Genomic DNA, 17,738 nt, shown 5'->3' with positions numbered 1-17,738 from the left:
ACCCCCCCCCCCACCTCCACCCCCCCCCCCCCCCCCCCCCCCTCCCCCTCCCCCCCCCCCCCCCTTCTCCCCCCCCCCCCCCCCCCGCTGCTGGGGGGAAGCGCCTGAGCGATTTGAAACGACGGGGGAATCGCTTCAGGCACTGCGGGGGGTGGCTGATACGGCCGAGGAGGCCCGGGTGTCCGGTTCGGTGAGCTGGTGGTCGCGCTGGTCGAGATTGACGAAGATCATTCCGTACCGGACGGCACACCGCACGGGCTGCGGCGCGCCGCGCGGTCGCCGCAGACATCGGTACGCCCTGATGTCCTCGTCCTCGTCCCGGGTCACCACCACCGGCTCACCGAACACGGTCACCATCAACGAGTCACCGCTGTGGGGGATGGCGGTGGCCAGGTCGATGAAGTGCCAACCGGATCGGTAGGCGGTAGCCATTTCTCGGCGGAAGGAACGGTCGTCGGGTGGAGTCGTCATGTCAGGTCCAGACGCTTCCGCTCACGGCCAGTAGCTGTCGGCGGGAGCCGCGACGACAAGATCGCCGGACCCCTTCGACGGCCAGTAGCTGTCCGCCTCGTTGCCGCTGTCCGCGCCGGAGAAGCCGTTCAGCGCTCCGAAGGTCAGGACGACGGAGAAGGCGGCGACAAGCACCGAGCAAAGCATCCTCTTACGCATAGTCGGCTTCGTCCTCACTTGAAGGTCCCCTCTTCCCCCGTCGCATACGACGATGGCTCATTCGGGCACGTCATGGCCACATAATCAATGCATCATGTTCCTGCATGTTCAGGACCCTGGGGGGTGGAGATTTGCCATCAAATCGAACTAAAGCGACACATCCCCATGGCGTGACCGAGATGTGCGAGGAAGGCAGCCGCCTCTACGCGCACGCCCTGCGCACCGGGCGCGTCGCCCGTACCGACGCCGAGTCGGCGCCCTGCCTCATGGAGTTCGCCCTCGTCCACCCCGACCCGGATGACGCGGACTGGCTGCGCCCGGTTCCCCCGTCGATCGCACTGGCCCAGCGACTGAACCCCATAGAACGCGAGATCACCGAGCGCAGGCGGCTGTCGATCGAACTCGCCGACACCTTCGAGCCGTTCATGGCGCTCAGCGTCCAGGAGACCGGCAGCATCCACTCCATCACGGTCCTGGAGGGCAGCGACCGCATCAACGCCGCGCTCAACCTGGCCACGGCGCAGTGCCGGAGCCAGATGCTCACGGTCCAGCCGAGCGGCCGCCGGCTGGAGAGCAGGATCGTGCAGGGCCTGGAGCGGGACCGGCCGCTGATCGAACGTGGTGTGAGCATCCGGACGCTGTATCAGCACACCGCCCGCTACAGCCCGGAGAAGCTGGCCTACGTCGACCAGGTGGCCGGCAAGGTGGAGATCCGCACCATCGACGAGCTGGTCGAGCGCCTGATCATCTGCGACGAGACGGTCGCGTTCATCCCCACCCGTGACGACCAGCAGGTCGCCCTGGAGCTGCGCCACCCCGGACTGGTCCGCTACCTCATCAAGGTGTTCGAGTTCATGTGGGCCCGCGCGGTCCCGCTGAGCACCGACGCCCCCTACGAGGCCACCTCCGACGGCATCTCCCACATCCAGCACTCCATCGCCAAGCTGCTCATCGAGGGCCATGTCGACGAGGCCATCGCGCGGCGGCTCGGAATGAACGTGCGGACGTGCCGGGCGCACATCGCCAAGCTGGCCACGGCGCTCGGCAGCGGCAGCCGGGCGCAGCTCGGGTATCTCATCGCGCAGTCGGGGATTCTGGAGCAGGAACAGCCGCTTCCCTAGCCGGGACGGACGGGGCCGACGAGGTCGGCGAGACGGACGAGGTCGGCGAGATCGAGGCGGGCGAGACGGACGAGGCCGACCGTGCGGGCAGGGAGAGCAGGGCGCCCGCGGCCTCCGCCGCCGGCCGCTGCGGCCCGTCCAGGCCCACCTGGGCGATGCGCACGCCGAGTTGGGTGCGGCTGGCGGCGCCCAGCGTCTCGGAGAGGCGGGCGATGTGGGCGCGGCAGGTGCGGACGCTTATGCCGAGGCGTTCGGCGACGACCGCGTCCTGGTGGCCCTCGGCGAGGAGCGCGGCGATGGACCGCTCCCGGTGGGTGATGCCCGCGATGCCGGAGGACGGCAGCGGGGCGGTCAGCGGGATGCCGAGGCGCCAGAGCCGTTCGAACACGGTGACCAGGTACTCCACCAGCGCGGGGTGGCGGATCTCCAGGGCCATGGTGCGGTCGGCGTTGGCGGGGATGAAGGCCACCGTGCGGTCGAACACCATGAGGCGTTCCACGACCTCGTCGAGGGTGCGGGCCTCCGCCGACTCGCCCATCATCTCCATGTAGTTGTGCAGGCCCTGCCCGTGCCGGGCCACATGCGTGTACAGGTCCCGCATCCGCACGCCCCGCCGGCACATCGCGAGCGCCCGGTGCAGACCCTCGCGCAGCTCGTCCTCGCGCCGGATGCCGCCCGGCTGCACGGTCATCACCTCGGTGGTGCAGCGGTCGGTGGCCTCGTCGATCGCCGCCCGGATCCGGGACAGCCCGTCGAGCACCCGGATCGCCGTGCCCTCCGCCGGCTGGCCCGGCCGTACCGCGCCGAGGCCCGCGTACCACTCGACGGCCTCGACGGCCGCGCCCACCCGGGCCTGACTGGCGCTGACCTCCGCGTGGACGCCGCGCAGCAGCCGGGTCATGACCTCCTGGGGGGAGGTGGGCACCAGCCAGCCCATGTCGTCGGGGTCGGGGTGCAGCAGGGCCAGTTCGACCAGACAGGGCACGGCCTCGGCGTCCTCGCGCGGGAGGCGGCCTCGCCGTACGGCCCTGGCGTACACCCGGTCCCCGGCCTCGCAGAGCCGGTCGGCACCGTGGGGGTGCCCGTCCGTCGCGTGCCCGGCCATGACCAACTCACCCCCGGTTCCAGCCTGTTCGCAGCGCAACTATGCGCGGCCCGCACCGGCTCCGCAACACGACTGCGCCGTCCTCCTGCCCCATGAAGTCCGCCTCTATACCCTCTTGTCCACCCCTCAGGTATTGCGCTCTGCAACAAGCTGAAGAAGCGGTGCCTGTGCGTCACATGGAGGGACTGTGAAGGCCGGTGCGCGACCGGGCCGGGCGTCACGGCCCGGCCCTGGTCCGGTCCTGGTCCGGCGCTGGCCGGTCCTGGCCCGGCGTTGGCCCGGTCCGCCGGGAGCGCCTCCCCCGCGCGGCCGTACTTCAAACCCTCCGTTTCCGCTGGTCACGATCGTCCCCGCAAGATGGCGGAAACCAGACCGTGATCAGCTTGTTACGGACCGCGCTTACCGTCGGGCCATGGCGGACATATTTGACGCGTACGCGTTGGCGGACGCGTGGGACGAGATGTTCGAGCGGCCGGGTGAGGTCAGGGCCGCCTACGAGCCGGTACTGGCCGCGCTGCAGCCCATCGAACCGGCCGAACTGAGGTTCAGGGCGGACCAGATGGCCCGGGCGTTCACGGACCGGGGCGTCACCTACGCCTTCGCGGGCGAGGAGAGACCCTGGCCCCTCGATCTGGTCCCGAGGATCCTCGACGCCCTGGAGTGGGACCTCATCCGGCGCGGAGTCGCCCAGCGCGTGAGGGCGTTGGAGGCGTACCTGGCCGACGCCTACGGGCCGTGCCGGGCCTTCGAGGACGGGGTCGTGCCCTGGCGGCTGCTCCTCAACTCCCCCCACTTCCACCGGTCCGCGCACGGCGTGGAGCCGCCCGGCGGGGTGCGCATCCATGTCGCCGGCATCGACCTCGTGCGCGACGAGGCGGGCGCCTTCCGGGTGCTGGAGGACAACGTCCGGGTGCCGTCCGGGGTGTCGTACGTCATCGAGAACCGGCGGGCCATGACCCGGGTGTTCCCGTCCCTCTTCGCCGAACAGCACGTGCTGCCCGTCGACGGTTACGCGCAGAAGCTGCTCGCCGCGCTCAGGGCCGCCGCGCCCGGCGGCGTCGGGGACCCGCGCGTCGTGGTCCTCACCCCCGGCCCCAGCAACGCCGCCTACTTCGAACACGCCCTGCTGGCCCGGCTGATGGGCGTCCAACTGGTCGAGGGGCACGACCTGGTGTGCCGGGGCAACCGGGTGTGGATGCGGACCACGCGCGGGGAGATGCCCGTCCACGTCGTATACCGGCGGCTCGACGACGACTTCCTCGACCCGCTCCACTTCCGGCCCGACTCGGTGATCGGCTGCCCCGGCGTCATGGGCGCCGCGATGGCGGGCAACGTCACCCTCGCCAACGCCGTCGGCAACGGCATCGCCGACGACAAGCTGCTGTACACCTACGTACCGGACCTGATCCGGTACTACCTCGGCGAGGAACCGGTCCTGCCCAACGTGGAGTCGTACCGGCCGGACGAGCCGGGGCAGTTGGAGGCGGTGCTCGACCAGATCGACCAGCTCGTCGTCAAGCCCGTCGACGGGGCCGGCGGGCAGGGCATCGTCATCGGCCCCAAGGCGGACCGGGAGACGCTGGAGCGCACCCGCGCTGCCGTCCTCGCCGATCCGCGCGGCTGGATCGCGCAGCGGCCGGTCGCCCTGTCCACCTCCCCCACCCTCGCCGGGGAACGCGTGGCGCCCCGCCACATCGACCTGCGCCCCTTCGCCGTGAACGACGGCAGCGAGGTCTGGGTGCTGCCCGGCGGGCTGACCCGGGTCGCCCTCCAGGAGGGCAACCTCATCGTCAACTCCAGCCAGGGCGGCGGCTCCAAGGACACCTGGGTGCTCGCCGAGGGACCCGCCGAGCGGCGCACCGAGGAGGAGGGCGGCCCGCTGGAGAAGGCACCGCGCCAGCTCGGACCCGACGGCACCCGCACGGTCGTGCAGGAAGGGGCACAGCAGCAGTGAACGACGTGATCCTCTCCCGGATAGCCGAGGCCCTGACCTGGACGGGCCGCTACGTGGAGCGCGCCGACGCCACCGGCCGCATCCTCGACGCCTACCTCCACCGCCTCCTGGAGGACCCCTGGCGCGACGAGGACGCCGCCTGCCGCTCCCTCTACGCGATCCTCGGCGTGGACGCGCCCGACCAGCACTGTGACATGCGGCAGGTCCTGGACCGGCTGGCCTTCGACGCGCACTCCACCGGCAGCATCGAGGGGGCGCTCGGCGCCGCCCGGCTGAACGCCCGCAGTGCCCGCGAGGCCGTCTCCTCCGAGATGTGGGAGTGCCTGAACTCCACCTGGCACGCCCTCGCCGACCAGCGCACGGCCGCCCGCCGCACCGGCGGCCCGTACGCCTATCTGGAGCTGGTGCGGCGGCGCGCGGCCCTGTTCTTCGGGCTCGCGGACTCCACGATGAGCCGCGACGACAGCTGGCGGTTCGTGGTCCTCGGCCGCAGCCTGGAACGGGTCGACATGACCGTGCGGCTGCTGTCGGTACGCGTGCTGGACGCCGCGCACGCGCCCGACTGGCCGACCCTGCTGAGCGCGAGCGGCGCCGACGAGGCGTACGCGCGCCTGTACGGCGGCTTCGGCGACAGCCCCAAGGTCGCCGAGTTCCTGCTCCTCGACCGGGACTTCCCGCGGTCGGCGCTGCACGCGCTGACCACGGCCGAGGAGTGCCTCGCCGCGCTCGGCCGCCCCCGCCAGGACCCGGCCCGCCGGCCGATCGGCGCGCTGCGCACCAGGCTCGAGTACCTGGACTCCGCGTCCCTGGAGGCCGGACTGCCCGCGCTGCTGCGGGACCTGCAACGGGCGTGCATGGCCTCGGCGGAGGCGGTGGCCGAGAAGTTCTTCCCGTACCAGGGCCCCGTCGAGTGGGCCCAGGAAGGCGCGTGAGCACGATGACACCACCCACCGCCATGAACGCCACCCGGCGCCTGCGCATCCGGCACACCACCCGTGTCTCGTACGCCCAGCCCGCGTCCTCCTCGCACAACGAGGTCCGGATGACCCCGCTGACCCTGCCGGGCCAGACCACCCTGGACGCGCGGGTGCTGGTCAACCCGTCGACGCCGACCTGGTCGTACTGGGACTACTGGGGCACCCAGGTCACCGGCTTCGACCTGATGGACCCGCACGGCCACCTCACGATCACCGCGTCCAGCCTGGTGGAGACGGCGCCGCCGGAGCCGCTGGCGAAGGCACCCGCCTGGGCGGAGGTCCGCCGGGTGACCGCCGGCTCCCGGCTGCTGGAGTACCTGACCGCGACCCGCCGGACGACGCTCCCGGCGGAGCTGGTCGAGCGGGCGCGGGAGACCGCCGCCGGGCTGGACGTGCACGAGACGGCGGTCGCCGTGTCGTCGATGGTCGCCGACCATGTGGCGTACGTGCCGGGCGCCACCGGCGTGCACACCAGCGCGGCCGAGGCGTGGGACCAGCGGGCGGGCGTCTGCCAGGACATCGCCCATCTCACCCTCGGCATGCTGCGCGGCCTCGGGCTGCCCGCCCGCTATGTCTCCGGCTACCTCCACCCGGAGCGCGAGGCGGAGCCGCACCGGCCCGTCGCCGGGCAGAGCCACGCCTGGATCGAGTACTGGGCGGGCGACTGGACCGGCCACGACCCCACCAACCGGGTCCGCGCCGACGAGTCCCACGTCGTCGTCGGGCGCGGCCGGGACTACGACGACGTCACCCCGCACAAGGGGATCTACCGGGGGGTGCCCGGGGGCCCGCCGGAGGTGACGATCGAGTTCACGCGGGTGGCGTGAGCGGGAGGCATGAGCGGGTGGCGTAGGCGGGTGGGGTGCGCGGGTGCGGTGCGCGGGTGCGGTGCGCGGGCTGTCACTCGTCGCGCGAGTAGTTCGTCAGCACGCAGCCCGCCTCCGCCTCGACGCGGCTGTACGTGTCGGGGATCTTCAGGCCCGGCTCGCAGTCGATGTAGAGCAGACCGGCGTCGAGGAAGGTCTGGGCGTGCTCGTCGCGGTCCACGTCGAGGACGAAGTTCATGCCGACCATGAGGCCGTTGTCGTCGGACTCGTCGGACGCGGCCAGGTCCAGCACGCCGGGCGCGGTGCGGCCGGCGGCCAGGCTCCACGCGGGCTTCGCGGCGAAGCCGGGGAGGCGGGGGCCGTCGTACGCGGGGGTCGTGGCGGTCGCCGTGGGGCGGTCGCCGGGCGCGGGGTTCTTGCCGCCGCCGTCCGGTTCACCGCCGTCGGCCGCCGTGCAGGCGGTCAGGAGGGCGAGGGAGAGCGCCGGCGTGAAGGGTGGGGCGAGGGACGCGGTGGAGAAGAGCGCCCGCCCGGCAGGGGCCTCGGGCCCCGCTCTGTGTGTTGTTCCCCCGGCGGCGGTGCGCGCGCAGCGCTTCGCCGAGCCCCCGTTGTGCTGAAGCATCCCGACAGTCGTCCCCCGTGATCACGACATGACAGGCCGAAACCCTAGACCATGGCGTGATCTTGGCGCGGGGACTGCACAGGATCTACGCAGGACGGCGACGGGGGTCGTATCCGGCCGCCCGCCGCCGCTGACGTCGTTGTCGTGACCGCTCGGTGCTAGTTCAGCTTGAGCGCGTCGCAGTCGGCCTTGTACTCGGCCGTGCAGATCTGCTTGACGGTGTAGATGCCGTCGGCGATGACCGTGTCCGCGATGTTCTTCTTGGTCAGTGCGACCGGCGGGACCAGCTGGGCGGGGATCTTCTTGGTGGTCGGGGAGTCGACGCTGTCCCTGGCGAGGGCGTCGAACTCGATGGAGCGGCCCTGGACCTTGGCGACGGCCATCTCGGCGGCGGCGTTCGCCTCCAGCGGGAACGACTTGTACACGGTCATGTACTGGTCGCCCGCGACGATCCGCTGCACCGCGTCCAGGTCGGCGTCCTGCCCGGTGACCGGCGGCACCTTGGAGACGCCGGAGGTCTTCAGGACGTCGATGACGGCACCCGCGATGCCGTCGTTGGCGGCGTAGACGGCGTCGATGTTGCCGGCGCCGAGCTTGGCGACGGCCTCCTCCATGTTCGCCTTCGCGACGACCGGGTCCCAGTCCTTGGTGTCGTACGTCTCGGAGATCGTCACCTTGTCGCCGAGTTCGGAGAGGGCGCCCTCCTTGAACATGGCGGCGTTGGGGTCGGTGGTCGACCCGTTCATCATGACGATCTTGTTGGCGGCGCTGTCGCCCAGCTTCTCCACCAGGGAACGGCCCTGCACCTGGCCGACCAGCTCGTTGTCGAAGGAGACGTAGCCGTCGATCGGGCCCTGGGCGAGCCGGTCGTAGGCGATGACCGGGATGCCGGCCTGGTCGGCGGTCTCGACGGCGCCCGCGATGCTCTTGGAGTCCACGGCGTCGACCACGATGATGTCGACCTTGTCGGTCACCATCTGTTCGAGCTGCTGGGTCTGGGTCTCCGGGTCCTTGTCGGCGTTGGCGTACTGCACCGTCGCCTTGTTGTCGGTCAGTTCGGCGATCTTCTTCTTCATGATCGGCAGGTCGAACTGCTCGTAGCGCTTGGTCTCCTTGTCCGGGAAGAGAACGCCCACCGTGATGTCGTCGCCCTTCGTGGGACTCGCCTCCGCGCTGCTGCCGACGTCCACGACGCCGCAGGCTGCGAGGGAGACGGCCGCCGCGGACGCCCCGAGGGCGGTCGCGGTACGGCGCAGGGCGGTACGACGCATACGGCTGCTGCCGGTCGTGCTGGTCTTACGGGCGTTCACATCAAGGGCCTTCCGGGCGTGGGTCGGCACTGAGACCCAGGTGGCTGAAAGCCAACGCGCTGATCACCGCAGCGTCAAGGAGTAATCACTTAACGAGATGACAACAGCGTTGTGTGGTCTCGGTGTGAAGAGGGTAAAGCAACGGGCTGCCGGTGCCCACGCGCGCCCTTCCCACGCGGGGAGGCGGGCGACGGTGCCGGAAAGGACCCCGCGCGAACGACCGCCCCCGCCGTGCGCGTTGACGAGCCGCCGGGCCCCGGGAGGGCGGTCGGCTGACGCCGGGGGCCGCGAACCGCGCAGGTCAGAGAGGGTGACCGGGCTCACGGACGAGGCTCGGGCACGGCCCGACAGACGGACAAGGACATGTGAGAGAAGAACGGGACGATCATCGCGTACGGGCGCCCGGCGCACCGTCCCGCGGCCCCCGTGCCGGGCGCCCGCGGGTGGCGGACGTCACTCCGTACGGCCGTGCCGCCGGGCCGGGCCACGAAGACCGCCGGGCCGCGGCCGCACCGGCCCCGACCCGGCTGGCCGGTCACGGTGAGTGACCGGGGCCCGCCCCCGGGGGCCCGTCCTCTCAGCCCTCGGCCCACTTCCGCAGCAGCGCCTCGCGCTCCTCGCGCCGGGGTGTTCCCTCGGCGGCGTGCGCGCGCCCCCAGTCCTCCAGAGCGCCGATGTCGGCCGTGCCGTCCACGAGGCGGTTCAGGAGGGCGACGGAGAGGTCGTACTCGGACTCGACGTAACCGCCGACGGCCGCCGCCGTGTACGCCTCCAGTTCGACGGTGGTCCCGTCGGCGGTCTCCAGGTGCACCTCGAAGGCGGCCGGGCTGCCACCGCCGCCGGCCACGGCGCTGAGTGCGACGTCCACGGCCGCGGTGACCATCAGCCGCCCGGCGGACCGGATCCGCACGTACCGCGTGGCGACCGACCGCAGGTCCGCCCACCGCCACTCGCCGCCCTGGTCCACACCGAGCCCCACGACGCCGTCCCGGGTCAGCCGCAGCCCACGCCCGGCCCCTTCGGGCTCCGCCCCGACGTACACCCCGCCGTCCTCGGCGATCCAGAACAGCCCGACCATGGCCATGAGTTGCCTCCCCAAAAACACAAGCGCCCTACATGTATCGCCTGGTGAGACACCACCCAGGGCCGGATGGTTCAGTCGGGGGAGAACCATCGTCATCCCATCAGGGGCCAGGGTCGATTCGCGAGGTGAGCTGTGATTACGACGGTTCCCATCGGTGGCTGGTTCTGGGAGACCAAGGCACAGCAACCCGGTGACGACCCCGCCGAGCGATGCACACAGCAGGCGCTTGACGTATGGCAGGTCCTGCTGGGTTGCGGCCACACCTCGCTGCCAGGCAGCGGCTCACCGACGGCCCTCAGTCCGTGGTCTGCTGCCGCTTCGGACGCCACACCACCAGCGCGCTCGTCTGCTGCGCCTGCTGGTACGGCACCAGGTCGCGCCGGTACGACGCGTGCACCGCCGCCTCGCGCTGCTGCATCGCCGCGGCGGCGCCGTCGAGCGCGGTCTCCAGCTCGACGACCCTCGCCTGGAGGGCGGCGACCTGGTTCTCCAGCTCGATGATGCGCTTGATGCCGGCCAGGTTGATGCCCTCGTCCTGCGACAACTGCTGGACGGTGCGCAGCAGTTCGATGTCACGGGCCGAGTAGCGCCGGCCGCGCCCGGCGGTGCGGTCGGGCGAGACCAGACCGAGGCGGTCGTACTGGCGCAGGGTCTGCGGGTGCAGACCGGAGAGCTGGGCGGCCACCGAGATGACGTACACCGGTGTCTCTTCCGTCAGCTCATAGGGGTTTCGTCGGCGACCGTCCATCTCCGTCATGCTCCCTTCGCGGCCTGGAACAGCTCCGCCCGCGGGTCCTCGCCCGCGGTCGCTTCGCGATACGCCTCCAAGGCGTCACGAGCCTTCCCCGACAGGTCCTTCGGGACACTCACCTCGACCGTGATCAGGAGGTCCCCGCGGGTGCCGTCCTTGCGGACCGCTCCCTTGCCGCGGGCCCGCATCGTACGGCCGTTCGGGGTGCCCGGGGGCAGCTTCAGGGTGACCGGCGGGCCGCCCAGGGTCGGGACCCTGACCTCACCGCCGAGCGCCGCCTCCGGATACGTCACCGGGACCGTCACCGTGAGGTTGTCGTCCTTGCGGCCGAACACGGGGTGCGCGTCGACGTGCACGACCACGTACAGGTCGCCCGCGGGGCCGCCGCGCTCACCGGGCGCGCCCTTGCCGCGCAGCCGGATCCGCTGCCCGTCGGCGACGCCGGCGGGGATGCGGACCTGCATGGTGCGGGAGGACTTGGCCCGGCCGGAGCCCTTGCAGATGTCGCAGGGGTTCTCGGCGATCAGGCCGCGGCCCCGGCAGTCGGGGCAGGGATCCGTCAGGGAGAAGCCGCCGCCGGAGCCCCGCGCGACCTGGCCGGTGCCGACGCACGTCGGGCACACCCGGGGGGTGCCGTTGGCGTCGCCGGTGCCCGAACAGGCCTTGCACGGGGACTGCGAGGACATCCGCAGCGGGACGGTGGCGCCCTCGATGGCCTCGGTGAAGCTCAGCGTGACCTCGGACTCGATGTCCTGGCCGCGCCGGGGCTGCACCCGCGTGGTGCCGGAGCCGCCCCGGTTGAACAGGCCCCCGAAGACATCACCGAGTCCGCCGCCGAAGCCGCCCGCTCCCTGTCCGCCCTGGGCGCCGCCTCCGAAGAGGTCGCCCAGGTCGAAGTTGAACGTGCCGCCGCCGGCGCCGGGGCCCGGACGGAAGCCGCCGTTGCCGAAGAGCGCGCGGGCCTCGTCGTACTCCTTGCGCTTCTTGGGGTCGCCGAGGACGTCGTTCGCCTCGGAGATCTCCTTGAACCGCTCCTCGGCCCTGGCGTTGCCCTTGTTGGCGTCCGGGTGGAACTCGCGGGCGAGCTTCCGGTACGCCTTCTTGATCTCGGCCTCGGTGGCGTCCTTGGGGACGCCGAGGACCTTGTAGTAGTCCTTCTCGATGAAGTCCTTGGTACTCATCCCCGACGTCCCTCCTTCCCCTTGTTCTTCGCGTCGTTCGCGTCGTAGACGTCAGCCCTCGTCCGGGCCACCGTTCTCCTTGTCGTCGGCCGTCTCCGCGGACTCGGAGTCCGCCTTGACTGTCTGCGCCCCCGGCTGGGGTTCGGCCACGGCCACCCGCGCGGGGCGGATGGTCCGCTCGCCGATGCGATACCCCGGCTGCAGAATCGCCACGCACGTCGTCTCGGTGACGTCCGGCGCGTAGCTGTGCATCAGGGCCTCGTGGATCGTCGGGTCGAAGGGCTCGCCCTCCTTGCCGAACTGCTGCAGACCCATCTTCGCCGCGACGGTCTCCAGCGACTCGGCGACGGACTTGAACCCGCCGACGAGTTCGCCGTGCTCGCGCGCGCGGCCGATGTCGTCGAGCACGGGCAGGAGCTCGGTCAGGAGGTTCGCCACGGCGATCTCCTTGACCGTGATCCGGTCCCGCTCGACCCGCCGACGGTAGTTCTGGTACTCGGCCTGGAGCCGCTGGAGGTCCGCCGTGCGCTCACCGAGCGCCGTACGCACCTGGTCCAGCTGGGCCGTCAGGCCGGCCACCTGGGCAGCCGCCGCCGCGTCCCCGGCCGGGGCCGCCCCCTCCTGGGGGGCGGCCTTCGGCTCGGCGTCCTCGGAGCCGGAGGAGGGGACGTCGGGCTGCTGCGGCTGACCTTTCGGCTGCTGCTCGTCGAAGCCCGGGGTCTCCTCCGTCACGCGGCACCGTCCTTCCGGTCCTCGTCGACGATCTCGGCGTCGACGACGTCGTCGTCGGCCTTGGCGCCGCCGGCGGCGGCACCCTCGGGACCGCCCGCGGCCTGCGCGGCCTGGGCGTCGGCGTACAGGGCCTGGCCGAGCTTCTGCGACACGGCGGCGACCTTCTCGGTGGCCGTGCGGATCTCGGCGGTGTCCTCGCCCTTGAGGACTTCCTTCAGCTCGGCGACGGCGGCCTCGACCTCGGTCTTGATCTCGCCGGGGACCTTGTCCTCGTTGTCCTTGAGGAACTTCTCCGTCTGGTAGACGAGCTGCTCGCCCTGGTTGCGGGTCTCGGCGGCCTCGCGGCGCTTCTGGTCCTCCTCCGCGTACTGCTCGGCCTCCTGGCGCATCCGGTCGACCTCGTCCTTCGGCAGCGAGGAGCCGCCGGTGACGGTCATCTTCTGCTCCTTGCCCGTGCCCAGGTCCTTGGCGGTCACGTGCATGATGCCGTTGGCGTCGATGTCGAAGGACACCTCGATCTGCGGGACGCCGCGGGGCGCCGGCGGCAGACCGGTCAGCTCGAACATCCCGAGCTTCTTGTTGTACGCCGCGATCTCGCGCTCGCCCTGGTAGACCTGGATCTGCACGGACGGCTGGTTGTCCTCGGCCGTGGTGAAGATCTCGGACCGCTTGGTCGGGATCGTGGTGTTGCGCTCGATGAGCTTGGTCATGATGCCGCCCTTGGTCTCGATACCGAGGGACAGCGGGGTCACGTCGAGGAGCAGGACGTCCTTGACCTCACCCTTGAGGACACCGGCCTGGAGCGAGGCGCCGATGGCGACGACCTCGTCCGGGTTCACACCCTTGTTGGCCTCCTTGCCGCCGGTCAGCTCCTTGACGAGCTCGGCGACGGCGGGCATACGGGTGGAGCCACCGACGAGAACGACGTGGTCGATCTCGGAGAGGTTGATCCCGGCGTCCTTGATGACGTTGTGGAACGGCGTCTTGCAGCGCTCCAGCAGGTCCGCGGTCAGCTGCTGGAACTGGGCGCGGGTGAGCTTCTCGTCGAGGTGCAGGGGGCCCTCGGCGGAGGCGGTGATGTACGGCAGGTTGATCGAGGTCTCCGTGGAGGAGGACAGCTCGATCTTCGCCTTCTCGGCGGCCTCGCGCAGACGCTGGAGCGCCATCTTGTCCTTGGCGAGGTCCACGCCGTGGCCGGCCTTGAACTGCTGCACCAGGTAGTCGACGACGCGCTGGTCCCAGTCGTCACCACCGAGGTGGTTGTCACCGTTGGTGGCCTTCACCTCGACGACGCCGTCACCGATCTCCAGGAGCGACACGTCGAAGGTGCCGCCACCGAGGTCGAAGACGAGGATGGTCTGGTCGTCCTTGTCGAGACCGTAGGCCAGGGCGGCGGCCGTCGGCTCGTTGACGATGCGCAGGACGTTGAGACCGGCGATCTCACCGGCCTCCTTCGTCGCCTGCCGCTCGGAGTCGTTGAAGTACGCGGGAACGGTGATGACCGCGTCCGTGACCTTCTCGCCCAGGTACGCCTCGGCGTCCCGCTTCAGCTTCTGGAGGATGAAGGCGGAGATCTGCTGCGGGTTGAACGGCTTGCCGTCCAGCTCGATCTTCCAGTCCGTACCCATGTGGCGCTTCACGGACCTGATCGTCCGGTCCACGTTCGTGACCGCCTGGCGCTTGGCGACCTCGCCGACGAGCACCTCACCGTTCTTGGCGAAGGCGACGACGGACGGCGTGGTCCTGGCGCCCTCGGCGTTGGTGATGACGGTGGGCTCGCCGCCCTCCAGAACGCTGACGACGGAGTTAGTCGTGCCCAGGTCGATGCCGACCGCACGTGCCATTTCGATTCCTCCAGCTGACTTGAGTGGAACGGACTCAAGTGTGCACGACCCGTCCCGCCGGGTCAACAGACCTGAGTCCGCCCGACTCAACTTTTATCTCGTACTTATGTGCAGGTGGCCGCTGAGCTGGGGTTCAGCCCGGCTAGGGGCCCAGAAACGTACCTCGGGATGGTGAACCGACGGGCCGTCGAGGAGGGGGCGGTGGCGGTGACGCAGGTGCCGGTCGAGGAACGCGGCGACGTAGGCGCGGGTGATCTCCACCCCTCGCGCTCCGGACAGCACGTCCTCCGCGGCCGTCCCGCCCGCCGCCGTCTCCGCCGTCCCGTCCGCCGCCCCCGGGTCGGCCTGCTCGACGAGCGCCAGCAGGTCGGTGAAGGACTCGTGCTGACCGCCGTCGACCGTCAGCCAGCGCTTCCACCCGGACAGCGCGGACCAGGTACGACCCCAGTACGGCTCCCCCGCGCCACCCGGCGCGTTCTCGGGCGTGCCCATCATCAGGAACGGCCGGTCGACCCCCGGCGTGGAGACCTCGGCCAGACCGTCCAGGGTGAGCCCCGCGTCGATCCTGCGGTCGCCCCGCATGGCCGGGACGGTGCTGTACCCGCCCGCGGAGTGCCCCACCATCGCGACGCGCCGCCCGTCGACGGCCCTGCCGCCGCCCCAGACCGGACGGGGTCCGGTGAGCCGGTCGAGCACGAACCGCATGTCCGCGGCGCGGCCCTCGCCGATCCTGGTGAGCTTCGCCTGGTCGTAGGGCGGGACGCAGGCGGAGCACGGCGTCGTCCGCCCGTCGGGGAAGGTGGTCCCGACGGCCTCGTGGTTGTGCCCGACGCCCGCGACGACGTAACCGCGGCTCGCCAGGTCCTCCGCGAGCGACGACAGGGTGGCACGCGGCAGCTTGAACCCCGGCGAGAGCAGGACCAGCGGCGAACGCCGCGCCAGCGGGCGGGCGTCGGCCACGGCGTGCGTCCGCACCTTCGCCAGCGTGTCCTCCGGTACGTCGTCGGCGCCCAGCAACTCCAGCAGCGCCGCCGACTCCCGCTCCGTCATGTACGGCGCCGGCCGGGCGCCCCGGGCGGGCACCGCCGGGTACCACAGCGACACCATCAACTCCCGCCGCTCCCCGGCGACCCAGGGGTCGGCCCGGGACGCGTCCCGCAACGGCAGATCGGTCCGCCCCACGGCGAACGGCCCGGTGGGACGCGGCAGTTCGAGGACGGGGGCGGTGCCGGCGCCCGAGGCCGCAGGCGCGACGGAAGGCGTGGCAGCAGGCGAGGCCGAGGCGGCGGAGCCGGTCACCGCGAGGACGGTGCAGGCCATGGCCGCGGCAAGGGCGACACCCCGGGCGAAGCCCCCGGCCCTGGCCATGGGGCTGGCCCTGACCATGGGGCTGGCCCTGACCATGGGGCTGGCCCTGACCATGGGGCTGGCCCTGACCATGGGGCTGGTCCTCGCGGGAGCGGCACGGCGGAGATCACGAAGGAGGCTCATACGATCGCTCGTCACGCCCCCTAAGACGTATCCGGACCGTTCCCGCCTCCAGATCCACGCGAAAAGACGGATCCTCCCTATATAGGTCGTGTCCGCGAAGTCCCGTCATGCGCCCGGAGGGCGGGCCCCGCGGCGTGACTTCGCGGACACCAGGCCGCACCTCGCCGAGGCGGTCGTGGAAGCGGGCCGACGGTCACCGGAGGTCGCCCTCCACCGTGTCGGACCGCCAGGCCGCCAGCCGCTCGGCGATCGGGGCGGCGGAGGCCAGGACGTGACGGGCGTAGGCGTCGCGCTCATGGGCGAGGACGGCCGCCTCCCAGACGCAGGGGGCGAGACCGGCGCGGCCGGGCCGCAGTTCCTCCGGGCGCCCGGCGGGACCGGTGAAGATCGCCAGGTCGGCCATGAACCCCTCGATCCAGGTGTGCACCAGGACGTAGTCGCCGTCCCCGCCCGCGTGCAGGACCAGGACGGCGAGGCCGAGGGATCCGCGAGCACGGCCGAGGGCGAGGTGCGCCTCGGCGACACGGAGGGCGGCGGCCGTCCCCGCCTCCGTCACGGTGCGGCCCGGCGCGGTGAGGCCGTAGACCTTGACGAGGTGTCCGGAGAGCTCCCGGGTGCCCAACGGGCGTACGGGCCGCACGTGGTGCTCCTCGGCCAGTGCGAGCAGCGCGTCCGGGTCCACCGCCGAAGGCACGGCCGGGAGGTCGTGATCATGTCCAGTCATGGGAGCCATCATGTGCGGCACGGCAGGGGGCGAACCAGGGGCCTCCCCGCGCCGGCGGCCTACGAACGGCGCCTGACGGCCACCCCGCCCCGCCGGTGCGGCGACCCGGGCGACGGCCCCGCCCCGGGGGCGGCCGCGGGGAACCGGCCGGTCGCCGGGCCCGGATCGGGGCGTCGGGGCCGGGACATCGCCCGCGCGCCCCCGGCGCCCCCGGCCGCCCCGAGCCCGTACACCCGCACCCGCGACATCCCGGCCACGACGACGGCCGCGGCGCCCACCACCCACCACACCCCGCCGGCCTTCATCCACAGCATGTGGACGGCGACCCCGACGACGACCGACGCGACCGCGCACACCCCCACCGCGACGGCGACGCCCACCGGTGTGAGCCCCAGCCGGCGCAGCCGGTGGGGCAGATGGTCGGGGCCGCTCCGCCAGGGTTCGCGGCCGGCGAGCCGCCGGGAGAGCAGGACGAGGACCGCGTCGGCGGCGGCCGGCGCGGTGAGCGCGAAGGGCGCGCCGATCCCGACGCCGTGCCCCGCGGCGTACGCGTACACCTGTACGACACCGCCCGCGAGCAGGAACCCGACGAACAGCGCCCCGCACTCCCCGAGCGCCACGCGCGCGGGCGGCCAATTCTGCATCAGGAACCCGGTGAGCCCCGCGGCGAGCACACTGCACAGCGCGGCCAGCCCGTCGAGCACCTCGGCGGCGGCGCAGACGCTCAGCCCGAACGCGGTGACCACCCCGACCACGCCGAGCACCCCGTCGGGACGCCCGAGCCCCTTGAACCCGTGCACGACGAACACGATCCACACGACCCCGCCCACGCCCGCGAGGACACCGGTCTCCTCGTACGGCACCACGAACGCGGCGGCGCAGGCGACCCCCACGACCCGCGGCACCCAGGGCAGCCCCCACAGATCGCCGATGAGCCCGAGCCCGCCCACGGCCGCCCCCGCGAGGAGCAGCCGCATGGCCTCGTCGCCCAGCGGCGCGACCCCGCTGCGCTCGCCCAGCCAGGCCACACCGCCGACCCCGCAGACGAGCGCGACACCCCCCAGCAACGGCACGGGCCGCATCCGCCGCCGCTCCACGATCCCGAACCGCTGGGCGGGCACGCGTACGGCCGCCGTCAGCACGGCGGTGACCAGGAGGGCGGACGCGGCGGCGAGGATTCCGTACAGCACGGAACCAAGTTAGGGGTGATTGTGTCGATTTCATACGAATAACACGATCATTTTGAAACAGCACGATCGTTTCGTTCGTCCGCCCGAGGTACGGAAAGCACCCCGCGGGGCACACAGCCCGTGGGAGCCTGTTGCGGCTCGGAACACGTCAGGGGC

Annotated in this window: 17 protein-coding genes; 4 read left to right on the top strand and 13 right to left on the bottom strand. The window is 71.8% G+C overall.

Annotated features, from left to right (window positions below; genetic code table 11):
* Nucleotides 1-135 precede the first annotated feature (135 nt).
* Together ACZ4Z2_RS19285 and ACZ4Z2_RS19280 are read right to left on the bottom strand one after the other, a co-directional pair.
* Nucleotides 136-471 carry a hypothetical protein gene (locus ACZ4Z2_RS19285; RefSeq protein WP_468077523.1) on the bottom strand — a complete coding sequence of 112 codons (336 nt, stop codon included), beginning with the start codon at nucleotides 469-471 and terminating at the stop codon, nucleotides 136-138.
* A gap of 21 nt (nucleotides 472-492) precedes the next feature.
* Nucleotides 493-645 (bottom strand): hypothetical protein, encoded by a 153-nt coding sequence (locus tag ACZ4Z2_RS19280; RefSeq protein ID WP_468077521.1) that lies wholly within the window; start codon nucleotides 643-645, stop codon nucleotides 493-495.
* Between the two features lie 128 nt (nucleotides 646-773).
* On the opposite strand from ACZ4Z2_RS19280, the gene ACZ4Z2_RS19275 reads away from it, so the two are divergent.
* A complete protein-coding gene (locus ACZ4Z2_RS19275) occupies nucleotides 774-1,790 on the top strand; it encodes a helix-turn-helix transcriptional regulator (RefSeq protein WP_468077519.1) in 1,017 nt (338 codons plus the stop codon).
* Here the strand turns inward: ACZ4Z2_RS19275 and ACZ4Z2_RS19270 are convergent.
* Nucleotides 1,744-2,895 (bottom strand): helix-turn-helix transcriptional regulator, encoded by a 1,152-nt coding sequence (locus tag ACZ4Z2_RS19270; protein ID WP_468077517.1) that lies wholly within the window; start codon nucleotides 2,893-2,895, stop codon nucleotides 1,744-1,746. The genes ACZ4Z2_RS19275 and ACZ4Z2_RS19270 overlap by 47 nt on opposite strands.
* A 412-nt stretch (nucleotides 2,896-3,307) precedes the next feature.
* Here ACZ4Z2_RS19270 and ACZ4Z2_RS19265 point away from each other — a divergent pair, with 412 nt between their 5' ends.
* The 3 genes from ACZ4Z2_RS19265 to ACZ4Z2_RS19255 are packed head-to-tail and all read left to right on the top strand — an operon-like array spanning nucleotide 3,308 to nucleotide 6,653.
* The gene (locus ACZ4Z2_RS19265; protein WP_468077515.1) at nucleotides 3,308-4,849 is read left to right on the top strand and encodes a circularly permuted type 2 ATP-grasp protein; all 1,542 of its coding nucleotides are present in this window, start codon (nucleotides 3,308-3,310) and stop codon (nucleotides 4,847-4,849) included.
* Entirely contained in the window at nucleotides 4,846-5,781 is a 936-nt protein-coding gene (locus ACZ4Z2_RS19260; RefSeq protein WP_468077513.1) for an alpha-E domain-containing protein, read from the top strand. Before ACZ4Z2_RS19265 ends, ACZ4Z2_RS19260 begins: the two co-directional genes overlap by 4 nt.
* 5 nt (nucleotides 5,782-5,786) lie before the next feature.
* On the top strand, nucleotides 5,787-6,653 hold the full coding sequence (locus tag ACZ4Z2_RS19255) for a transglutaminase family protein (RefSeq protein ID WP_468077787.1): 867 nt from the start codon (nucleotides 5,787-5,789) through the stop codon (nucleotides 6,651-6,653).
* 73 nt (nucleotides 6,654-6,726) lie between these two features.
* On the opposite strand, the gene ACZ4Z2_RS19250 is transcribed toward ACZ4Z2_RS19255, so the two are convergent.
* From ACZ4Z2_RS19250 to ACZ4Z2_RS19205, 10 genes are all read right to left on the bottom strand, one after another.
* Nucleotides 6,727-7,275, bottom strand: coding sequence for a hypothetical protein (locus tag ACZ4Z2_RS19250; protein WP_468077511.1), 549 nt, complete (start codon nucleotides 7,273-7,275; stop codon nucleotides 6,727-6,729).
* 158 nt (nucleotides 7,276-7,433) lie between these two features.
* A complete protein-coding gene (locus ACZ4Z2_RS19245; RefSeq protein WP_468077509.1) occupies nucleotides 7,434-8,585 on the bottom strand; it encodes a sugar ABC transporter substrate-binding protein in 1,152 nt (383 codons plus the stop codon).
* Between the two features lie 577 nt (nucleotides 8,586-9,162).
* Nucleotides 9,163-9,669 carry a hypothetical protein gene (locus tag ACZ4Z2_RS19240; RefSeq protein WP_468077507.1) on the bottom strand — a complete coding sequence of 169 codons (507 nt, stop codon included), beginning with the start codon at nucleotides 9,667-9,669 and terminating at the stop codon, nucleotides 9,163-9,165.
* A 295-nt stretch (nucleotides 9,670-9,964) separates the two neighbouring features.
* Nucleotides 9,965-10,417: a heat shock protein transcriptional repressor HspR gene (locus ACZ4Z2_RS19235; protein ID WP_468077785.1), complete on the bottom strand. Its 453-nt coding sequence runs from the start codon at nucleotides 10,415-10,417 to the stop codon at nucleotides 9,965-9,967.
* A gap of 5 nt (nucleotides 10,418-10,422) precedes the next feature.
* Nucleotides 10,423-11,601 (bottom strand): molecular chaperone DnaJ, encoded by a 1,179-nt coding sequence (dnaJ, locus tag ACZ4Z2_RS19230; protein WP_468077505.1) that lies wholly within the window; start codon nucleotides 11,599-11,601, stop codon nucleotides 10,423-10,425.
* 51 nt (nucleotides 11,602-11,652) lie between these two features.
* Nucleotides 11,653-12,333 (bottom strand): nucleotide exchange factor GrpE, encoded by a 681-nt coding sequence (gene grpE / locus ACZ4Z2_RS19225; RefSeq protein WP_468077503.1) that lies wholly within the window; start codon nucleotides 12,331-12,333, stop codon nucleotides 11,653-11,655.
* The gene (gene dnaK, locus ACZ4Z2_RS19220) at nucleotides 12,330-14,177 is read right to left on the bottom strand and encodes a molecular chaperone DnaK (protein WP_468077501.1); all 1,848 of its coding nucleotides are present in this window, start codon (nucleotides 14,175-14,177) and stop codon (nucleotides 12,330-12,332) included. Before dnaK ends, grpE begins: the two co-directional genes overlap by 4 nt.
* A gap of 93 nt (nucleotides 14,178-14,270) precedes the next feature.
* On the bottom strand, nucleotides 14,271-15,617 hold the full coding sequence (locus tag ACZ4Z2_RS19215) for an alpha/beta hydrolase family protein (RefSeq protein WP_468077500.1): 1,347 nt from the start codon (nucleotides 15,615-15,617) through the stop codon (nucleotides 14,271-14,273).
* Between the two features lie 244 nt (nucleotides 15,618-15,861).
* Nucleotides 15,862-16,392 (bottom strand): hypothetical protein, encoded by a 531-nt coding sequence (locus tag ACZ4Z2_RS19210; RefSeq protein ID WP_468077498.1) that lies wholly within the window; start codon nucleotides 16,390-16,392, stop codon nucleotides 15,862-15,864.
* 59 nt (nucleotides 16,393-16,451) lie between these two features.
* The gene (locus ACZ4Z2_RS19205; RefSeq protein WP_468077496.1) at nucleotides 16,452-17,582 is read right to left on the bottom strand and encodes an MraY family glycosyltransferase; all 1,131 of its coding nucleotides are present in this window, start codon (nucleotides 17,580-17,582) and stop codon (nucleotides 16,452-16,454) included.
* Nucleotides 17,583-17,738: the final 156 nt, after the last annotated feature.

Source organism: Streptomyces sp. NPDC030183 (assembly GCF_055573455.1).
Note: the sequence above shows the minus strand (reverse complement) of the source record. Positions and strands in the feature narration are given on the sequence as shown.

Bases quoted from the DNA above. Each gene is read 5' to 3' on its own strand.
- ACZ4Z2_RS19285 (WP_468077523.1), bottom strand. From the start codon at position 471: ATGACGACTCCACCCGACGACCGTTCCTTCCGCCGAGAAATGGCTACC.
- ACZ4Z2_RS19275 (WP_468077519.1), top strand. From the start codon at position 774: ATGTTCAGGACCCTGGGGGGTGGAGATTTGCCATCAAATCGAACTAAA.
- ACZ4Z2_RS19270 (WP_468077517.1), bottom strand. From the start codon at position 2,895: ATGGCCGGGCACGCGACGGACGGGCACCCCCACGGTGCCGACCGGCTC.
- ACZ4Z2_RS19265 (WP_468077515.1), top strand. From the start codon at position 3,308: ATGGCGGACATATTTGACGCGTACGCGTTGGCGGACGCGTGGGACGAG.
- ACZ4Z2_RS19255 (WP_468077787.1), top strand. From the start codon at position 5,787: ATGACACCACCCACCGCCATGAACGCCACCCGGCGCCTGCGCATCCGG.
- ACZ4Z2_RS19250 (WP_468077511.1), bottom strand. From the start codon at position 7,275: ATGCTTCAGCACAACGGGGGCTCGGCGAAGCGCTGCGCGCGCACCGCC.
- ACZ4Z2_RS19240 (WP_468077507.1), bottom strand. From the start codon at position 9,669: ATGGCCATGGTCGGGCTGTTCTGGATCGCCGAGGACGGCGGGGTGTAC.
- ACZ4Z2_RS19235 (WP_468077785.1), bottom strand. From the start codon at position 10,417: ATGGACGGTCGCCGACGAAACCCCTATGAGCTGACGGAAGAGACACCG.
- dnaJ (WP_468077505.1), bottom strand. From the start codon at position 11,601: ATGAGTACCAAGGACTTCATCGAGAAGGACTACTACAAGGTCCTCGGC.
- dnaK (WP_468077501.1), bottom strand. From the start codon at position 14,177: ATGGCACGTGCGGTCGGCATCGACCTGGGCACGACTAACTCCGTCGTC.
- ACZ4Z2_RS19215 (WP_468077500.1), bottom strand. From the start codon at position 15,617: ATGGTCAGGGCCAGCCCCATGGTCAGGGCCAGCCCCATGGTCAGGGCC.
- ACZ4Z2_RS19210 (WP_468077498.1), bottom strand. From the start codon at position 16,392: ATGACTGGACATGATCACGACCTCCCGGCCGTGCCTTCGGCGGTGGAC.